This is a genomic window from Senimuribacter intestinalis (assembly GCF_943192965.1).
In the GTDB taxonomy this organism is placed as follows: domain Bacteria; phylum Bacillota; class Clostridia; order Peptostreptococcales; family Anaerovoracaceae; genus Senimuribacter; species Senimuribacter intestinalis.
In genome coordinates this window covers 1-18,672 of the sequence record NZ_CALPCF010000024.1, presented here as the reverse complement: position 1 = coordinate 18,672, position 18,672 = coordinate 1, and the positions used below count along the sequence as shown (strand labels likewise).

21 protein-coding genes are annotated in these 18,672 nt (G+C 40.8%); 16 read left to right on the top strand and 5 right to left on the bottom strand.

The window, feature by feature from the left end; all coding sequences use genetic code 11:
- Nucleotides 1-31: 31 nt before the first annotated feature.
- The gene (locus NFR88_RS14480; RefSeq protein ID WP_160202794.1) at nucleotides 32-754 is read right to left on the bottom strand and encodes a NifB/NifX family molybdenum-iron cluster-binding protein; all 723 of its coding nucleotides are present in this window, start codon (nucleotides 752-754) and stop codon (nucleotides 32-34) included.
- 138 nt (nucleotides 755-892) lie between these two features.
- Here NFR88_RS14480 and NFR88_RS14475 point away from each other — a divergent pair, with 138 nt between their 5' ends.
- The 6 genes from NFR88_RS14475 to NFR88_RS14450 all read left to right on the top strand — a co-directional run bounded on the left by NFR88_RS14475 (nucleotide 893) and on the right by NFR88_RS14450 (nucleotide 5,606).
- A complete protein-coding gene (locus tag NFR88_RS14475; protein ID WP_251617074.1) occupies nucleotides 893-1,897 on the top strand; it encodes a hypothetical protein in 1,005 nt (334 codons plus the stop codon).
- A 58-nt stretch (nucleotides 1,898-1,955) separates the two neighbouring features.
- The gene (locus tag NFR88_RS14470; RefSeq protein ID WP_251617072.1) at nucleotides 1,956-2,189 is read left to right on the top strand and encodes a hypothetical protein; all 234 of its coding nucleotides are present in this window, start codon (nucleotides 1,956-1,958) and stop codon (nucleotides 2,187-2,189) included.
- A 26-nt stretch (nucleotides 2,190-2,215) separates the two neighbouring features.
- Nucleotides 2,216-2,587, top strand: coding sequence for a hypothetical protein (locus tag NFR88_RS14465; RefSeq protein ID WP_161909324.1), 372 nt, complete (start codon nucleotides 2,216-2,218; stop codon nucleotides 2,585-2,587).
- Nucleotides 2,580-3,617, top strand: coding sequence for a hypothetical protein (locus NFR88_RS14460; RefSeq protein ID WP_161909325.1), 1,038 nt, complete (start codon nucleotides 2,580-2,582; stop codon nucleotides 3,615-3,617). Before NFR88_RS14465 ends, NFR88_RS14460 begins: the two co-directional genes overlap by 8 nt.
- 310 nt (nucleotides 3,618-3,927) lie before the next feature.
- Nucleotides 3,928-4,812 carry a LysR family transcriptional regulator gene (locus tag NFR88_RS14455; protein WP_251617070.1) on the top strand — a complete coding sequence of 295 codons (885 nt, stop codon included), beginning with the start codon at nucleotides 3,928-3,930 and terminating at the stop codon, nucleotides 4,810-4,812.
- An 80-nt stretch (nucleotides 4,813-4,892) separates the two neighbouring features.
- The gene (locus NFR88_RS14450; protein WP_160202785.1) at nucleotides 4,893-5,606 is read left to right on the top strand and encodes a B3/B4 domain-containing protein; all 714 of its coding nucleotides are present in this window, start codon (nucleotides 4,893-4,895) and stop codon (nucleotides 5,604-5,606) included.
- 63 nt (nucleotides 5,607-5,669) lie between these two features.
- Here the strand turns inward: NFR88_RS14450 and NFR88_RS14445 are convergent, their stop codons facing one another.
- Nucleotides 5,670-6,701, bottom strand: coding sequence for a YeiH family protein (locus NFR88_RS14445; RefSeq protein WP_160202786.1), 1,032 nt, complete (start codon nucleotides 6,699-6,701; stop codon nucleotides 5,670-5,672).
- 160 nt (nucleotides 6,702-6,861) lie between these two features.
- On the opposite strand from NFR88_RS14445, the gene NFR88_RS14440 reads away from it, so the two are divergent.
- The 7 genes from NFR88_RS14440 (at nucleotide 6,862) to NFR88_RS14415 (ending at nucleotide 12,698) form a co-directional block, all read left to right on the top strand.
- Nucleotides 6,862-7,251, top strand: a complete 390-nt coding sequence (locus NFR88_RS14440) for a thioesterase family protein (RefSeq protein WP_160202787.1) — start codon at nucleotides 6,862-6,864, stop codon at nucleotides 7,249-7,251.
- A 5-nt stretch (nucleotides 7,252-7,256) separates the two neighbouring features.
- Nucleotides 7,257-7,382, top strand: coding sequence for a hypothetical protein (locus tag NFR88_RS15130; protein ID WP_285813906.1), 126 nt, complete (start codon nucleotides 7,257-7,259; stop codon nucleotides 7,380-7,382).
- Between the two features lie 570 nt (nucleotides 7,383-7,952).
- The gene (locus tag NFR88_RS14435) at nucleotides 7,953-8,456 is read left to right on the top strand and encodes a hypothetical protein (protein ID WP_160202788.1); all 504 of its coding nucleotides are present in this window, start codon (nucleotides 7,953-7,955) and stop codon (nucleotides 8,454-8,456) included.
- 31 nt (nucleotides 8,457-8,487) lie between these two features.
- Nucleotides 8,488-9,000: a hypothetical protein gene (locus NFR88_RS14430; protein ID WP_160202789.1), complete on the top strand. Its 513-nt coding sequence runs from the start codon at nucleotides 8,488-8,490 to the stop codon at nucleotides 8,998-9,000.
- A 32-nt stretch (nucleotides 9,001-9,032) separates the two neighbouring features.
- Nucleotides 9,033-9,506, top strand: coding sequence for a hypothetical protein (locus NFR88_RS14425; protein ID WP_160202790.1), 474 nt, complete (start codon nucleotides 9,033-9,035; stop codon nucleotides 9,504-9,506).
- Between the two features lie 97 nt (nucleotides 9,507-9,603).
- Nucleotides 9,604-12,123 (top strand): BspA family leucine-rich repeat surface protein, encoded by a 2,520-nt coding sequence (locus NFR88_RS14420; RefSeq protein ID WP_251617068.1) that lies wholly within the window; start codon nucleotides 9,604-9,606, stop codon nucleotides 12,121-12,123.
- A 392-nt stretch (nucleotides 12,124-12,515) separates the two neighbouring features.
- On the top strand, nucleotides 12,516-12,698 hold the full coding sequence (locus NFR88_RS14415) for a hypothetical protein (RefSeq protein WP_251617065.1): 183 nt from the start codon (nucleotides 12,516-12,518) through the stop codon (nucleotides 12,696-12,698).
- Here the strand turns inward: NFR88_RS14415 and NFR88_RS14410 are convergent.
- Nucleotides 12,695-13,666 (bottom strand): DDE-type integrase/transposase/recombinase, encoded by a 972-nt coding sequence (locus NFR88_RS14410; RefSeq protein ID WP_251617122.1) that lies wholly within the window; start codon nucleotides 13,664-13,666, stop codon nucleotides 12,695-12,697. The two genes, NFR88_RS14415 and NFR88_RS14410, sit on opposite strands and share 4 nt — an antisense overlap.
- A 230-nt stretch (nucleotides 13,667-13,896) precedes the next feature.
- Here NFR88_RS14410 and NFR88_RS14405 point away from each other — a divergent pair, with 230 nt between their 5' ends.
- Nucleotides 13,897-14,586: a phosphoribosylaminoimidazolesuccinocarboxamide synthase gene (locus NFR88_RS14405; RefSeq protein ID WP_160203272.1), complete on the top strand. Its 690-nt coding sequence runs from the start codon at nucleotides 13,897-13,899 to the stop codon at nucleotides 14,584-14,586.
- A 70-nt stretch (nucleotides 14,587-14,656) separates the two neighbouring features.
- Here NFR88_RS14405 and ychF read toward each other — a convergent pair whose 3' ends face one another.
- Together ychF and lgt are read right to left on the bottom strand one after the other, a co-directional pair.
- Nucleotides 14,657-15,751 carry a redox-regulated ATPase YchF gene (gene ychF / locus NFR88_RS14400; RefSeq protein ID WP_160203273.1) on the bottom strand — a complete coding sequence of 365 codons (1,095 nt, stop codon included), beginning with the start codon at nucleotides 15,749-15,751 and terminating at the stop codon, nucleotides 14,657-14,659.
- Between the two features lie 3 nt (nucleotides 15,752-15,754).
- The gene (gene lgt / locus NFR88_RS14395) at nucleotides 15,755-16,501 is read right to left on the bottom strand and encodes a prolipoprotein diacylglyceryl transferase (RefSeq protein ID WP_160203274.1); all 747 of its coding nucleotides are present in this window, start codon (nucleotides 16,499-16,501) and stop codon (nucleotides 15,755-15,757) included.
- 115 nt (nucleotides 16,502-16,616) lie between these two features.
- On the opposite strand from lgt, the gene sfsA reads away from it, so the two are divergent.
- Both sfsA and NFR88_RS14385 read left to right on the top strand, forming a co-directional pair.
- Nucleotides 16,617-17,318 carry a DNA/RNA nuclease SfsA gene (sfsA, locus tag NFR88_RS14390; protein ID WP_251617062.1) on the top strand — a complete coding sequence of 234 codons (702 nt, stop codon included), beginning with the start codon at nucleotides 16,617-16,619 and terminating at the stop codon, nucleotides 17,316-17,318.
- 17 nt (nucleotides 17,319-17,335) lie between these two features.
- On the top strand, nucleotides 17,336-18,568 hold the full coding sequence (locus NFR88_RS14385) for a metal-dependent hydrolase family protein (protein ID WP_160203276.1): 1,233 nt from the start codon (nucleotides 17,336-17,338) through the stop codon (nucleotides 18,566-18,568).
- Nucleotides 18,569-18,672 lie beyond the last annotated feature (104 nt).

Genomic DNA, 18,672 nt, shown 5'->3' with positions numbered 1-18,672 from the left:
GTCCTTTTGTGTAAATTGTAATAAGTAAACCTTAGTGATGGCAGGAATTTCCGCCGCCGCAGGTGTGACCTTCGCCGTGATGGCTACACTGTACATTGGAATTATATACCAAAGTACCGTCGACCAGTGCCTGGACAGCTTCGTCAGCAGAGCCAGATACGCCGCCGTAAAGTCTGATTCCAGCTTGTGCCAGCGCATTTTGTGCGCCACCGCCGATGCCACCGCAAATCAGTACATCGACACCGAGATTTTTCAAAAATCCAGCCAGAGCGCCGTGACCGCTCCCAGCAGCATTTTCAATGGAAGAAGAGAGGATTTTGCCGTCTTCGACTTGATAAATTTTGAAGTTTTCGCAGTGACCGAAGTGCTGATAGATTTGCCCGTTTTCGTAAGTGATTGCAATTTTCATCGTGGTAGTCTCCTTTGTAATAGTTGCTGTTTTTTTGTTTTTATGACAGATATCATAGTTGCCTCCGCCGATGAGCAGTGGTTTTTCATGAATCAACGCATCTGCTAGCTTGTATCGTGCGGACTCGTAAATGTTAGTCACCGTAGGTCTTGATACCTGCATAGAAGCGGCGCACTCTTCCTGGGTCATACCCAGATAATCGATGAGTCTAATGGTTTCGTATTCATCTACGGTCATGGTAACGCAGGAAAGTCTGCTGCAGCATTCTGGTTCATAGCCTGCCGGAATAAAGCCTTCGCTTGTCGGCATGGTGTTTACCATTCTGTTTTTTCTGGGTCTCGGCATGGAAGCTCCTTCTGTCATCATTATTAGCATATGTTATTTATAAAAGTATTATAACAGGGTTTTGAACATATGTCAATAAAATGCGAACCTGTTAGCAGTTGGTATTAGTTTAAATTCAAATGAAATAAGAGGGAATATATGAAAAGAAAAGTAATCAGTGTATTTTTTATTGGATTGTTGCTTTTGGGAAACAGCAGAGTTTCTTTTGGAGACACAGAAAAAATCATGTATGCCAAAGAACAGACCTGGCTATATAGTAGTGGGCATGAAACTGCAAGATATGCGGTAGTGCCCATTGGAAAAAACCAAAAAGTAGCCACAAAAGGTCTTGTAAAGGCGATTTTATCTGGCGGTAGAAAGGTCTACTATTATGAGGTGGAATGTTTGGGACAAATTCTTTATATTCCTCGATCTAAGGTGAGTTCCAGAAAACCAGCTAAACCTGTATCAATTCGATATCTTTTTAAGGAATTGAAAGTAGACGATAAAATAAAAATTCATGACAGACCAAGCATTTTAGGCAAAGTTTTAAAGACAAAGGACCGCAGCATTTATACTATCGGACAGGCTGGAAATTGGTATGTTGTTTATATTGAAGGAAAAATCGGTTATATTCGAAAAAATTCGGATTCCATCAAAAATGTCAGAAAACCTGATTATATTCCGATTAGGATTTCTGACAAAGAGTATCCTGATACAGCAGAGCGAACCAATATGAAAGAAAGAATTTATTTGCAGTATGCACAATTATCTCAGAAAATTCGCGAGAGATTGATGCAGCGAAATGTGGAAATTTATTGCAAGGAACATTTTATAGAGCCTTTTGAAGGAAACGGAAGTTTGGGATATACAGAAAGTCGACCTCACAAGGCTGTAATCTATTTGAAAGATGAAGGGATTGAGTTCAGCTTTATCCATGAAGTAGGACATGCTGTCACCAGGTATTTATTGAATGAAGATAAGGACTTGGATAAACTGCTGCTGGAGCAAAGGAAATTGAAGTTAGAGCCATATTATGCAAAGTCCATGTCAGAATGGGCGGCTGAAATTTTGCGAGTACTGGTGAAATCTCCAAAAGAATTGAAAGAAAAGGCCCCTAGATCCTATTTGTTTTTAATGCGACAGGTGCTGAACGTATATTAAATCCGTTGCATGTTGCCTAAGAAACGGGAGACACGAAAGCTATATATAATTTTAAATAATGAAAGGAAAAGAAAATGATGACTGCGCTTTGCGCACTTGTATTAACGATGGGGGCTACTTCAAGCAGTTTTGTGACGGAAGGAAGCGTGCAGAGTACATAAACTTAGCTAGAAAAAACTATACAAGCAGAGAAGGGAGGGTAAAGAGACAGCAGAGAAAGTTTAAACTAAAGGGAAAACTGGTATGGTCAGTGTGCCGCTTAGCAGGAAACATGTTGCAAGTTTGGCTGTAACTGTGGAGGCAGAGTAGGAGGATAGAGTGAGAATAAAAATCTTAAGAATGGATTGCTTCCTGTTTAGTATACTGTTGTTTATTTTAACGATGGCTGCCCCGGTTTGTGCAGTAGAAAAAAATATGCAGACAGAGACCGGAGGATATCTTAATCTTCCGGAAAGTAAAAGTGTTTATATACAGGATACGGTGGAAATTCAGCCGGAAGAGATTCCAAAGAATGAATCTGAAAAAGAAGAAAGCATGATTAACTCAGAACAAAGAACAAAGCAATTAGGTAGAATAATAATTCCAGAAACAGGAGACTTACAGTCCTTGGGAATTTACCTTTTGGTTTTGTTTGGGGCAGGTGATGTTTTCGTAACGATTTACAAAAGGAGAAAAGAGCAGGATGATTAAAGGTGCATTACAGAAAAATTTAGGTGTCAGAGTAGTTATCATAGTACTTACTATATGTGTTTTATTCTGTCTGCAGGCCAAGATAAGCTATGCAGGAACAGCAGAGAAGATGTATTTCAAGAAAGCAGGCTTTAGTAGTTATTACAAAGGTACCCAGTATAGCAATATCCTGGGTGTTTATGGAGAAGGTGAAGGTGTGGCAGTATATGGGAGAAGCAGGCACAAAGATAAAGATGGAAAGATACGCACCTATTATGAAACCCGCTTTTTTGGAGAAAAAACATATATTGACGGGAAATTTTTAACCAATATAAAGCCAGAACTGAGTTATACAAGCAGTACATATTTTAAAGAACTAATCTTTGATGATGGGGTGATGGTTTATGATAGCCCCTGTAGAAACAGTAGTGGCAGAGAATATCAAGAAAATGCCATTTGTACTATTGGGCAAACGAAGAACTGGTATAAAGTATTTGTGAATGGAAAGACAGGTTTTATTTCTAAGGCAGAGAAAGCTATTATTGATGTACGAGCTGTGGAATTTCCTTTGAAAATAAAGCAGCCTATGGAGAAAGAAAAAAATGTTAGAAATCGTGTGAGGTATCAATATGCAATGCTTCCGCAGAAAGTGAGGAAACATTGCAATCTGCGAAGGTTACAAATTACCATAACACAGAAATTACCAAATGATGCTTTTGAAGAAGCAGGTTATAGTGGGTATACAACTAGTCGACAAAAAAGACCAAGAATTTATTTGAAGGAAACAGAGAGACCTTATTTGTTGGAAGGCAGTTTTTTTCATGAGGTGGGACATGTCATGACGAGACTGCAGCCAGAGCTGTTAGATGGTACAGGTAAATCATTTTTCTCTTGTTTCTCAGAGAGAAGAAGACTGAATTTGGGAGAACACTATCAGACGCAGACAGAGTATGCAGCAGAACTCTTTGCGATTTATATGATGAAGCCGGACTGGCTGTCAATTGCCGCCCCGCGCAGCTATGCTTATATTGATTCTATTTGTAAAAAATAAAGGCAGAAATAATATTGAAGCCTAGACATACGAGGAGAGGATTAAAATATTTAAAAAGAAAAAACGAGACCAACTTCCCTATTTTGATCTCGCTTATGGGTAGACATCGTCGGCATAGTAAAACATGACAGAAGTGTTTGACTTGCTATGACGATTAAAGCACATAGAGAGCTTGGATTTTCTCTTGCACTTGTTCTTCGAGAATAGTATAATCGAAAATAGGGTAAATGTAAAACGAGAAATTGTTCACTGAATTTGAAGAAAAACTTATACCCCCCTCTTTTGCTTGTGGGGAGAAAGGAGGACGAACATGCCGAATCCGAAATATGAAGCGGCTTTAGCTGTAGTAGAAATGGGCAGTTTGAAAAAGGCAGCTGAGAGTTTAGGCTACACACAAACCGGTGTCAGCTATCTGATTAATTCTTTGGAGGAAGAACTTGGTGTAGAGTTGTTTGTTCGCAATTATGGAGGTACAGTGCTTACCGCAGAAGGAAAACTGCTGCTACCATATATTCGCAGTGTATGCAATTGTGAAAACCTTCTGATGAACAAGGTCCATGAGATAAAGAATTTGAGTTCTGGGTTGCTGCGAATTGGGAGCTTCAGCAGTGTTCATACTAATTGGCTGCCTGCCATGGTAAAAGAGTATCAGAAGCACTATCCGGGAGTAGAGGTCGAGATGAAATGCTGTGACGATTATGATAGACTGGAGGAAATGATTTGCTCAGGTGAAGTAGATTGTGGCTTTGTAGTCCTTCCTGCAAAGAAAAAGATGAAAGTGACGGAATTTTATGAAGACCCGGTGGTTGCAGTCGTCGGAGAGAATCATCCTTTAGCAGATGAGCCTTGCTTTCCTGCCAGCAAGCTGGATCAGTATCCATATATTCAGTCTTTGGTAAGTTCGGAGCGAGAAGTAGATGACATCTTTGAACGTTATGGCAAGAAAGCAGATGTTGCATATCGAGTAGATAACGACTTTACTATGTTGTCTATGATTAGTAGCGGGTTTGGATTTGCGATTTTTCCAGAGCTGTTGCTTAGACACTTAAATTTTCCCATTTTGGCGAAGTCTTTTAATCCACCGGAAAGCCGTAAAATCGGATTTGCGATTAGGGCGGCAGGTCCAGCAGCCAGTGCAATAAAAAGTTTTCAGGAAACTGCAGAAGCTTGGCTTGAGGAATGGATGGTGCAGTAAGTTCGCAACTGGGAGTCTTGACAGGTCGGTTCAGGTAAAATATACTTGAATCAACAGAATGAAAGGAAGGTTTACCAACGATGAAAAAGCTAATTTGTAAAGATGATTTCTGGGGATTATTTCCGGACTGTAAAATTGGAATTGTAATCTGTAAGGGCATTACCAACGAATATCATAATGATGAGGTAAAGTATGAGGAGCTGATTCGAGAAGGAGAACGGAAAGCTTTGACGTTTTTGACAGAACCTAACTTCACAGATAACAGAGTGATTAAAGTCTGGAGAGAAGCTTACATGAAGTTTAAGACCAAGAAGGGCGCAAGATGTGCCATCGAAGCTTTGATGAAACGTATTTCCAAGGAAAATCATCTCGGAACAATTAATCCGATTGTGGATATTTATAACAGTGTATCTCTGAGCCATGCGATGCCTTGTGGCGGCGAGGACATAGACTGCTTGGAAGGAAATTTGCTGCTGACGAAAGCTGATGGCGATGAAATGTTTTATGTCATCGGTGGCGAAAACAATGAACCTCCGCTTACAGAAGAACTGATCTACAAAGACGACGCCGGTGCTGTTTGCAGATGCTGGACCTGGAGAGAGGCTGAGCGCACCATGCTGACAGAAAAAACAAAGAATGCGATGCTGTGCTGCGAACTTATAGATTTAGAACGGTATGAAGAATTGATGGAAGTGTTGACTGACTTGAAACGAGAAGTAGAGTCAAGACTGGGAGGCGTATGTGAAATTATGATTTTAGATAGAGAGCATTCAGAGGCAATTCTGGAAGAATGAGTATTAAAAAAGCACGTCTTTGCAGATTGGCTGCATGTAGGCGTGCTTTTACTTTTTATATATTTACCAAATACCCATCATATGCTGTAAAATCAAGCTGACTCCGGTAATACTAACCCAGCAGCAAAGTCCCATAATCAGTGGTTTACCACCGGTTTTGATGAGCTTTACGATATCAGTATTCAGCCCGATTGCTGCCATGGCAAGGACAATAAAGAACTTAGAAAGTTCTTTGATTGGAGCAAAGAACTCTGCGGAGATACCCGCGGATATTGCAAGCGTAGTAATGATGGACGCGCCGATAAAATAAAGGATAAAGAACGGGAAGATGCTCTTGATGCTAACACTTTTTCCATCGGCAGATTGTCCCCTTTTCGTGCGCATAAAGGCAAGTACTAAAGTGATTGGGATGATTGCAAGAGTACGCGTCAGTTTTACGGTGACAGCTTTGTCGAGAGTAGCAGAACCGAGGCTCCACATGCTGTCCCAGGTTGCAGCACAGGCTGTAACTGAGGAGGTGTCATTGACTGCAGTTCCTGCAAAAATGCCAAAAGCTTCTCCTGAAGTAGTATCAAAGCCAATAGCATTTCCGAAAGTAGGGAAAATAATTGCAGCAAGGACATTAAAAAAGAATATGATGGAAATAGCCTGAGCAACCTCTTCGTCATCTGCTTCAATAACTGGAGCGGTTGCTGCAATGGCAGATCCGCCGCAGATTGAAGAGCCAACGCCGACTAAAGTAGAAATATTAGCTGGCGTTTTCATGATCTTGTGCAAAGTATAGGAGATAATTAACGAGGTTGCAATGGTGCATACGATAATTGGCAAAGACTGCTTGCCAGTTTCAACAATTACGTTAAGATTCAGCCCGAAGCCTAAAAGAATTACTGCCCACTGCAGAATTTTTTTAGAGGTGAACTTAATACCGGGTTCGAAGCTGCCTTTTTCTTTGAAGAAAAGTGTGACGACCATGCCGGCTAAAATAGCAATTACTGCACCGCCAATAATCGGGAATGCTTTGCCGGCAAACCAAGATGGGATAGCGAGTGCAATACACAGTAGTAAACCTTTTCCGTTCTTTGTATAGAAGTTCATATAAATCCTCCTTGTAGATGTCATTAGCTAAGCAATTATACCTTAAAAGCGAAAAAATGTAAATGAGAATCTTTGGTATATTGTTGCAGTCAGCAAGCAATTAAGATATACTAATAGAAATAAATAGGGACTTGTACCAAATAATAGGAGGATATTAAACATGCTGGAAAAGGGAATTAAAGGCTCGCTGGAAATAAAGGTAACTGCTGAAAATACAGCACTTACTATGGGAAGCGGCACGTTGGAGGTTTTTGCAACACCGTCTATGATTGCACTGATGGAAAAAACTGCATGGGAGAGTGTGGCACCATACCTCGGAGAAGACGAAGGCACTGTCGGAACCCTGCTTAACGTAGCACATCTTTCCGCAACACCACTTAATATGGTGGTTCGCTGCGAAAGCGAACTTGTGGAAATTGATGGACGTAAACTGGTATTTAAAGTGGCAGCTTATGATGAAGCGGGTTTGATTGGAGAAGGCACCCACGAGAGATTTATCATAAAAAATGAGAAATTCCAGACAAAAGCCAATAGCAAAAAGGCCAAATAAGAAACATGATTGTAGTAGTTACAGATGTTTCAGCTGTTATCATTGGAGAAAGCTTGAAAATCGAGCGGCGCTTTGATAGGATTGCCCAAAGAGTTGAAGCGCGTTTTGATGTCAGAAGTGATTCATTGTAGAAAGTATTTCGACAAGAGATATAAACTCTTGTCGAAATACTTTTTTTGTAAAAACCAGCCACGTGTTCGATGCGTGGCTGGTTTTTTAAAGGAAGGAAATAACGAGACAAGCGTTTACACCATCGGTGAAGTCAAGAATTTATATGAATACGCACTCTTGCCATCCTATATGTGAGACGGGCTTTTTAAACGAATGGTAATGGTGGCTATATCACATCCACCATAGTAAAAGCAACAATCTATGTGAAAGAAACTTCGTCATATAATTTGGAGTATAAGTTGGCATTTATGGCCAGGACAAAGCATTAAGAAACTGGAATAGCTAATCAAAGAGAATGGGAGATTACAGCTCGGTTCGTACTATATGAGTAATGCGGATGAATGGCTTGCTGAGTGCATTAACATCCTCATTAAAGAACCAGAAAGACTAGAGAAAAAGGCGTCAACGACATATCTGTTTCTAATGGAAAACGTTTTTGGCAATACTGAAAGTCCATTACGTGTCGCTTAATCTGGCACGAAAAAATATATTTAACCATTAAAATTTAAAAAACGAAAGGAAAAACAAAAATGAAAAAGAAAATGATCACTGCGCTTTGCGCACTAACGTTAACTCTCGGAACCGCTGTTAACTGCTTTGCAGTCGAAACTAATCCGCAGACAACACAGGCTTACATCAATGTACCTGCTACAGCAATCGATTTTAGTGTAACTGAGGAAATCATCTTCACTGGTACTGCAGATTCCGCTGATTTAGTTGCAAATGACCTGGAAGTCATCAACAATAGCAAAATTGGTGTGCTGACAGCAAGCATTGAAGTAACTGGCGATAATGGATGGACTGTAGTTGCAGATTCCACTGACTTTACAAGATTGGGAGCTAATGCGAAAAAGATTAGCATTATGGTCGCTGGAGACCACGATATGTCCACTAGCGCATACACTGGTGCAGGAAATATTGACCCAACCGAAAAAGTTACAGTAGCTTTATCAGGCAAGACTGGTAGAGTAACTACTGCACAGGAAAAGACTAAGGTTGCTAACTTCGTTACAACCGTTTCTGTAGTGAAATAATCGTAAGTAAAAGCACAAGGAGGTACATGAAATGAAAAAGAGGATTTTATCTATTCTATGTGTGCTGCTTATGATGGTTAGCACTTCTGTCGCTGCCTTTGCTGATGAAAGCAATGTGGTAGCATATATGACTGTGCCGGCAACGGCAATCGATGTATCAGTGACAGAATCCATTGATATGACTGGCTCTGCAAATTCTGTTGATTTGATTGTTGATAAAGTAACTATCACCAATAACGGTACAGCTGGAGTTATTAACATTGACAAGGTTACTGCTACTGCTGCAACCGGATGGTCTTTTGTTGACGCAACTACCAACTTTAAGTTATTAAATGCAAATGCGAAGAAGTTGTCGCTGACTTCGACATTGGGCAGTTCCACCTGGGATATTATCAAGACCTGTCCGACCTTTGCAAAGGATGAAAGTAGTGTTGCAGCTGGAGCATCAAAAAATATTACCTTTACAGGAAAAACCGGCGTTGTAACAACAGCTGTAAACCATGAACAGGCAGCTAGTATCGTGGTTACCTTAAGTCTGATATAATTCAGTATTACTTAGACAGATAGGAGGACGTAATGGAAACTAAAAATGAAAAAAACAAGAAGCAAAAAATACTGATTATCATTTTACTGATTGCAGTTGCTTTCATGGGAGCAGGACTGTTTTATGTCCTAAACTCGAACAGGCTTGAAACCAGCAAAACAGCTGTTATCGTGCATACTGATGAAAAACTAAGCGATACAAGCGGCGGGCAGGTGAGAATTCGCATCAATTCTGCGGTGCAGATTTATGAGGATACCATGCAGGATCTTGCTTTTGCAAATCTCAATGAAGGAAGGCAGCTACAATGTAGAATTAAAGTAGGGGATTCCTACGTATATGATTCCGGACTTGTTAAATCCGGAGATGCAATACAGGCGGATATTGTAGATACATCCACCCTTAAACAAGGGAAGAATCAAGCAATTGCTGAAATTTACAATTACGACATGGATAATGAGTTGATTGGTCAGACTAACACGATTATCGACCTTTATCTGAACGACTAATGAGCAGGACGTCCCCATTGAGACGTTCTTTTTTAAAGAAATGAGGGAGGAAGATGTGAAAAAGAGATCTAAGCGATGGTTGTCAATATTACTAATAATGGCTATGCTTTTGACTATGGCGGTCCCGGTTTTTGCAGAAGAACCGGATAGTTCTATTGAGCAAATTCCGATTGATGAAGTGCGAGAAGCTGATATAGAAGGTGTAGATGCTTCTAGTTTGGAGGATTCTGAGATTCAGAATTCTCAACAAGTTTCTATAGAGAAGCTGAAAAAGGCAGTTGCGAAAGTTGTGGTAGTTGATGGAACAAGGACTGTTTTATATGAAGATGGTACTCTCATTCTAAATGAACTTGATTCAGATCAAGAGAACAACGAAGCAAAGCATGGTGCGGCCAGCAAGGAATTTCCAGCTTGGGATGGGACAGAAAACGACTATGCCTTTGGAGATACCGGGGTTCCATGGTTTAATTCAAGATATAATATAAAACGTGTTGAAATAGGCAGTAAAATTTCGCCAACAGATACTTCAAAATGGTTCTTTAACTGCACCAATGCTTCTTCAGCAGAACTTTCAAATCTGGATATGTCAAACGTAACCTCTACTGACGGAATGTTCTATAGCTTTGGAAGTCAGACTTTGAGCGTAACAATTTCCGGGCTTGAAACTTGGGATATGTCAAATGTGAAAAACATGCATGGTACATTCCAGTGGGTAGGACAAAACGCTGGTAACATAGCCATTTTAGGAATGGAAGACTGGAATGTTTCAAATGTTACAGATATGTCAGAGATGTTTGATTCAATCGGATATCGTGCTGAATCTATTATGATTTCGGGTTTGGATGGATGGGATACAAGAAATGTTACAACGACACAGAAAATGTTCTATATGCTTGGATATGAAGCTGAAGCTGTTACGATTTCCGGTTTAGAAAACTTAAATCTTGAAAATGTTAAAACCGCAGTAAGTATGTTTGAAAGTTGCGCAAGTGCAGACAAATGCGAATTTGCTCTTGATGTATCAAAGTGGAATGTATCCAAAATCGAAAATATGAATAATATGTTTTCTTGTTTTAGAATGTCAGCAAGCAAAGTCACATTTTTAGGCTTTGATAAGTGGAAAATCAATAATCATGCAAATCTGTCCGGTATGTTTCAGATGATGGGAATGTCCGGAACTTCTCCAACTATCTCTGAATATAACATTGGTATTTTAACTGTTCCGGGTGGATGTATTGTCGATAGTATGTTTTATGCAGCGGATAATGTAAAAGGCACTCTAATAATTAATGGCATGCCTATTTCTGAATATGGAGGAGATATTAACCTTGCATGGGGTACAAATAGAACAGGAGGGGCCTTATATCTTGCACCGACTAACACAGCAACATTGACCTGGGCACAGGAAACTGTTGACAAGTATGGTCTTTCTGGCGACCAGACACAGGGCCATATATATTTAAACGACAATCAAGTTGTCAGTCGAACAGTTCTTTACGCAGATGGTACCTTAATCATCAATGAACTTTTAAAAGACCAAGGTGCTAATGAAGCTACACATGGCGCAATAAAAAAGGAATATCCAGCATGGGATGGTGCAAAAAATGATTACAACATAAACGGCAATGGCGTACCATGGAGCTGGCTCGATGATATAACATCTGTAGAAGTTGGAAGCAAAATTTCGCCTGTAAACACTTCGCGCTGGTTTTTCGGAATGCATGCATCTTCAATTAATGTATCGCTTCTGGATATGTCTAATGTAATTGCTACAGTTGAAATGTTTGGAGAAACTACTGTAGAAGAAATTGCAGGATTGGGAAATTGGGATATGTCAAACGTAAAGGACGCACATAACATGTTTGGTTGGCTTTGCATGGGTGCAACAACCCCAATAGAACTGATCGGAATTGAAAACTGGAAGTTTTCGAGTGGAGCAAATTTAAAGGGAATGTTTATGAGCAGTGGCGCGGTGAAATTTCAAAGCATCATCATACCAGAGGGGTGTGATATCAGTGCCATGTTTGACAACGTGGAGGAAATTTATGGTGATGTTGTCATAAACGGAATCCAGACCTGCAATGAAACAGAATGGACTGGATTTGCCAGAAATACAAACCCGGAAAAGGGTGCACTCTATCTTGTGCCAGACGATATGGGATATAGCCAAGCGGAAGATATAGAGGGTAAGTATGGTATCAATGGTAGCGTTACGCAGGGTCATGTTTATCTACGTAAAATGCTTGATTTTACTGTGACGGAATCTATCGACATGACTGCTTCCATGGGTTCCACAGATTTGGACATCACTGACCTGAACGTAAATAATCTTGGATCAAAAACAATTACTGTCAGCAGCGTGCAGGTGGACGATGTGGTAAATGGGTGGATGCTTACGGCGAACACCACAGACTTTGCTGCACTTGCAAAGGACAGCAAGAAGTTTTCGTTTGCAATAGGCGAATTTGACTTGTCGAAAGGACCATATACTGCAGGTGGCAACATCTCGGCTGATAAGCAAAAGGTATTTAAGTTGACTGGTAAAACTGGCGTTGTCAGCACAGCAATTAAAAGGCAGCATATAGCAAATTTGATTGTAACCGTAGCTGCGGTGTAAGGAGGGGAGACGATGCCAAGAAGTAAGCTATTTCATCATATCGGAAGCCCTAATTCTTTCTACAAAATATTTAAAACTGTAACAGCGGATAATGGGAGTGAGTTTCAGAATTAGGAAGTGATTGAAAAGATACTTCATCGTGCGAGAAAACGGTGGAAACTATTTTATTTCCATCCATAGTTCATGGGAATGAAAATGCTAATCATTTAGTCCGTCGCCATATACCAAAAGGAACCAGCAAGGAGGTGATGAAAATACTTGGTTGTGTGGAAGGATCCACATAGCACTTGTAGTATTTTTTGAAGTTTATATTTCAGCAGTAGTATAAAGATATTAGAACCCTCTTTTTTGTCGTGCAAAGAAAACATGAGACATAAAGTAAATAAAGATATATGCGTCGTGTAGAAAATAAAGAATACGATTTTATCGGAAATCGTGCACTATGTCATTCTATATTTTATCAAAAAATATTATTTGATAAAATGTCAAAATACACTTTGAAAAAAAAGCAGAAGACTGTAGGAAATAATTTTTGTTGTTTTGTCAATGATGTGACACCAAAAAGAGAGCATTAATTTGACGATATGGTATCATGAGAATGCAATTCTAAAGATGCCCTTTTCTCCAAAGGTGTAGCCCACCCAAGGACTGGTTTAGGGGTGTTGTTGTAACGTTTTAGATAGCGGAGCATCTGCACTTTTAAATCTTCATAGGAGTAGAAATACAGGTAATTGTAAAATCGCTCCTGGTCCAATCGATGGCTGCGTTCTACTTTGCCATTGTGTCTTGGTGTGCGTGGACGAATCAGCTTGTGGGTAATGCCAAGTTCATCACAGAGTTTATCCATTGGATGTAGTTTTTTGTAGTCTTTTGGATAAGTAAATTCAGCGCCATTATCCGTTTGAATCATTTTTGGTGTATATCCAAAGAATTGGATAGCGCGCTTTATGAAATCAACGGTAGAATAAGAACTCTGTTCTTTATATGGGTAGAGGAAGCGCTGTCTGGAAGCTTCATCTATGATTGTATATTGATAAAATTTGTCAGGCATAGAGCCAGTATAGCAGGCAGAGGGCACATATTTCACATCCATCTGCCACTTTTCACCAACAGCCTGAGGAGTCGCATAAGGCTTTGGAGTATACTTGTTAGTGGGAGTCACTTTTTGCTTGGTATACCCTAGCCGAGAAAATACACGGTAAAGAGAGCCGGGATGCCTGCGATACCCTTTGGAAGTACGTAATTTTCCATAGATTTCGCAGACGGAGGCGTGGGGATTGCGTTTGTGCAAATCACGAATCCACTTGAGTTCCTCAGTGGTATGAGAAGAAGGATGAGGCGTTTTGGGTCTGTGAGAATGATCCATAAGGGACTCTTTCGTACCATCAAAGCGTTTGTTCCAGCGCATAAGGGAAGATTTAGATATATGGTAGCGCCTGCAGACAAAGGCGACGGACTGACCGCTGCGATAAAGATTCACTGCGTAAAAACGGGTAGAAATTTCATGTGGCAAATATCGTTGAGTTTGTGTTATACTGTTCATGACGATAGGGTTCCTTTCAGATATGTTTTTTGTGGTGATTAACATTCTAACAAATCCTATCGTCTTTTTCTATAGGCAAGTGTCACATCAATTGTAACTCTACAAGCAGAAGACTGTAGGAAATAATTTTTTCTTGTCATTAGAGTCAGTTGGTTGTATAATATTTTTGTTATTTTTTACGGATATTACCGTGATTGGTACATGATAGAAACGCAATTGGAGGAAAACAAATGGAAAAGATTTATCAGGGAAAAACAAAAGACGTGTTTGCACTGGACAACGGAAATGTGCTCTTGAAGTTTAAGGATGACTGCACCGGAAAAGACGGTGTTTTTGACCCAGGCGAAAACAGCGTAGGTCTGACCATTGAAGGAATTGGCAGAGCTAATCTAAAGACTTCTATCAGATACTTTGAGCTGATTAATGCTGCAGGCATTAAGACTCACTATGTAAGTGCTGATGTTGAAAATGCAACGATGGAAGTTCTGCGCGCAACCCCTTTCGGACAGGGTCTTGAAGTTATTTGTAGACTGAGAGCAACTGGTAGCTTTATTCGCAGATATGGCAATTACATTGAAGACGGCGCGGTTTTCGAAAACGGATATGTTGAAACTACTTTCAAAGATGACGCAAAGGGTGACCCTCTGGTAACAAGCGAAGGTTTGGAAGTCCTTGGAGTAATGAACCGAGAAATGTTTGAACAGATGAAAGAGCAGACTTTGAAAATAACCAAAATCGTTGCTGATGACCTAGCAACTATGGGTCTGGAACTGTGGGACATCAAATTTGAATTTGGCTACAACAATGACGAAGTAATCCTCATTGACGAAATTGCTAGCGGCAACATGAGAGTTTACAAAGACGGGAAAATCGTTGACCCGATTGATTTGACAGATATTATTTTAAGTCACACAAAATAATAGAATAACAAAATCTTAAAGCCCTGCCGGAAAGGCAGGGCTTTTGCGTACATATATTGTTTGCTTGTCTTTATACATTGAACAGGAAGGTAATGATATCGCCGTCCTTGACAACATACTCTTTGCCTTCAGAGCGAAGGAGTCCTTTTTCCTTAGCTGTATTCATGTTGCCGCCGCATTCAATGAATTTGTCGTAGGCAATGGTTTCTGCACGGATAAAGCCGCGCTCAAAGTCGGTGTGGATTTTTCCAGCAGCTTGCGGCGCTTTGGTGCCTCTGCGAATAGTCCATGCACGGCATTCGTCTTCGCCGGCAGTTAGGAAAGAAATTAGATTCAGCAGACTGTAGGAGGCCTTAATCAGCTTATCAAGACCGGATTCGCAGATTCCAAGCTCTTCTAGGAACATGACTTTCTCATCTTCCTCAAGTTCAGAAATTTCCTGCTCAATTTCAGCGCAGATGACAACGACTTGTGCATCTTCGGTTGCAGCAAACTGACGAACTGATTCAACATATGTATTGTCAGCGCTGTCGGCAGCGTCATCTTCGGAGACATTAGCTACATAGATAATTGGTTTGTAGGAAAGCAGGTCCAAGGTTTTGATAAATTCGGCTTCCTCTTCGGTTAAATCCATGGCTCTTGCAGACTTACCCTCTGCTAGAAAATCATTGACTTTTTTTAGAATATCCAGCTCTTTTTGCAGAGACTTATCGCCTTTGAGATTTTTTGTAGTTCTGGTGATTCTTCTTTCCAGCACTTCCATATCGGAAAGAATTAGTTCTGTATTAATGGTTTCGATATCGGAAAGCGGATCAATTTTTCCGTCAACGTGGACGATATTGTCATTTTCAAAACATCTGACAACGTGTACGATGGCAGCCACTTCACGAATATGTCCAAGGAACTTGTTTCCAAGACCTTCTCCTTTGGAGGCACCTTTTACAAGACCTGCGATATCGCAAAATTCTATAGTCGTGTAAACGGTTTTTTTGGAATTGTAAATCTCGTGGAGTTTGGTGATTCTTTCATCAGGAACGGTTACCACGCCGACATTGGGCTCGATGGTGCAAAACGGATAGTTTGCAGCCTCTGCGCCGGCTTTGGTAATCGCATTAAACAGTGTACTTTTGCCTACATTGGGAAGACCAACGATTCCTAGTTTCATAATTTATATACTCCTTTTTTCTTTTTTCATTTGTATGACATATGCAGTCAGACAGATTACGAAGACACAGAAACTCAAGACCTGTGCTTGCTTTAACGGGCCAATCATAAGGCTATCGGTTCTTAGTTGTTCCACAAATCCCCGTTCCAGGGAATAAAGCATGCCGTATAAAAAGGCAATTTGTCCCGGAAAACTTCTGCGCTTATCCAGCCAAATTAAAAATGCAAATAGCACAAAGCACCAGATGGATTCGTAGAGGAAGGTGGGGTGCACATATTGACCGTCTACTGAAATTGCCCAAGGTAAATCAGTAGGACCGCCGTGGGCTTCCGAGTTAAAAAAGTTCCCCCATCTACCGATGGACTGGGCCAATGCAACGGCAGGAAATACTAAATCAGCCAGCTCAAGAAGGTTAATTTTGTAGTGATGTGCGACAAAATATCCCGTAATGATTCCAGCGATGATTCCACCGTGAATGGCAAGCCCGCCGCTTCGAATATCCAGAGTTTTTCCGATATCACCGGCATAGTTCTCCCAGCTGAAAATCACATAGTAGACCCTGGCGCCAATGATGGACATAGGAATAAGCCAAATAGCAAAGTCCAAGATGTGTTCACTTTCTATTCCATGTTTCGGCGCTCTCTTATAGCTGATTAGGATTGCCAGAAAAAAACCAAGACCTATGAGTAGACCGTACCATCTGACATCAAGTCCGAATAGCGAAAAAGCAATCGGATTAGGTGCTTGCATAAAATCTCTCCTTTATATAAATATAATTTTGTGTGCAGGATTTCTGAGTCGACAAAAGCGTCCTCTTGAAAACTGACCCTTTTATTATACTGAAAAATTTGCTAAAATACAATGTATGAAATACGAAAATATGTGTAAAGGTAATTTTATTGCAAGACCCAATCGGTTTATTGCCGAAGTTTCTCTTGGAGGAGAGACTGTGCGTGCCCATGTTAAAAATACGGGACGGTGCAGAGAACTCCTTGTTCCTGGAGCGACGGTTTACCTGGAAGACTTTGCAGGACGCATGGGGAGCCGTAAAATGCGATACTCTCTAATTGGTGTAGAAAAAGGAAATGTTTTAATCAACATGGATTCCCAGGCGCCTAATAAAGTTTGCGAAGAGGCATTAACGTCGGGAACTCTTAAGCTTCCGGAGATGAAAAATCTTCAAGTTGTAAAACGAGAAAAAACATTCGGAGATTCTCGCTTCGACTTTTATTTAGAAGGAGAAAATGGAAAAAAAGGCTGGCTTGAAATAAAAGGTGTAACTTTGGAGGAAAAAGGAATCGCCAGATTTCCTGATGCACCGACAGAACGCGGGATAAAACATATCTATGAGCTTTGCAAAGGAGTAGAGCAAGGATATTGCGGTTATGTGCTATTTGTCATACAGATGTCAGGTGTGAACGGCTTTGAACCCAACGACAGGACGCACCCGGAATTCGGGCAGGCCCTTCGATATGCAATGGAAAAGGGTGTGCATATCCTTGCCTATGACTGCGAAGTGAAAATGGATAGTCTGGCACTGAAGGATGAAATAAATGTAAATCTTTAAGTAGGGAGGTGAATTTTATGTTTTTATTAAAAAACTGCAGATTGATTCCTGAACTAACCGAAGGTTTTACAGGAAGAATGGCGGATATCATCGTTGATCATGAGAAAATTACCGACATTTGTGAGGCGGGAAGCGTGCAGGATTTTGAAGGAGAAATCATTGACGCTGCGGGCTGCACCGTATTGCCGGGATTTTTCGATCTCCACTGTCACGTGTATCTATTTGAACTGGGAAAAATTGCGGAGATGGATAGCAAAGAAGAGTCGTATACCTTTGTCGATTCCTATAATTTTGCCAGAGAATATTTGAGACAGGGATATACGACTTTGCGAGACGCAGGATGTGCATATAATGTTACGGTGAAGCTGATGAAACTCAGGGATGCAGGGCTTATCGACAATGTGCCGGATATTATATCTTCCGGCAGAGCTTTAACGCCGACCAATCCAAGTAATGATGAATACACACTTCTATATGAAGTGGCTGACGGACCGGCGGAGGTGATGAAAGCTGCAAGAAAACAGTTTGAAGCAGGCAACGACATTATCAAATACATGGTGACAGGCTGCTATCTTGACGAGAGCGGCATACCTGGCATTTCCATTGCCACAGAAGAGGAACTTCGTGCGGCGGTTCAAATCGCAAAGATGAGAGGTTCTTACGTGATGGGGCACGCACACGGGGCTGAGGGTATAAAGACAGCTATACGAGCGGGGCTTTACACCATCGAACACGGGAGCTTTATCGATGATGAGGCGATAGAGATGTTAAAAAATCGAGACGACTGCTTTCTAGTGCCGACCGGTAGTATTGGTCTTGCTTGCATGACCGAAGAAGGGCAGGCGGGTTTATCAGATAGTATTGCGGAAAAGGCGATTAAATATGAGAAGCAGGAAAAAGAATGCATTAACAAAGCCTATGCAGCTGGACTCAAGATGGGCTTTGGATCTGACATCGATTATGCTACTTTTAAGAATATGGCCGGACTGGAATTTATTGCGCGCAGAGAATGGTATGATTTTAAGCCGATGGATATTTTGTTGCAGGCAACGAAATACAGCGCAGAAATTGCTGGTCTTATCGAAGAGAAGGGGACTATTAAAGTTGGTAAGAACGCGGAGCTGGTTATCATCAACGGTAATCCGGATGAAGACATTGATGTAATGCGCAATTTACCGAGATATGTCATCTTCCGTGAAACTGTGATTGACAATACAATCGCTGAAGGATTCAGAAAAAAAGAACAATAGAAAAAAGGGAAAAAGGTACTTGACGGGAGGGGAAAAGGGTGATATATTAAGAAAGCTGTCTTGCAGGGGGAACCCCACAGGCAGGCTTGCCACAGAAAACTCCC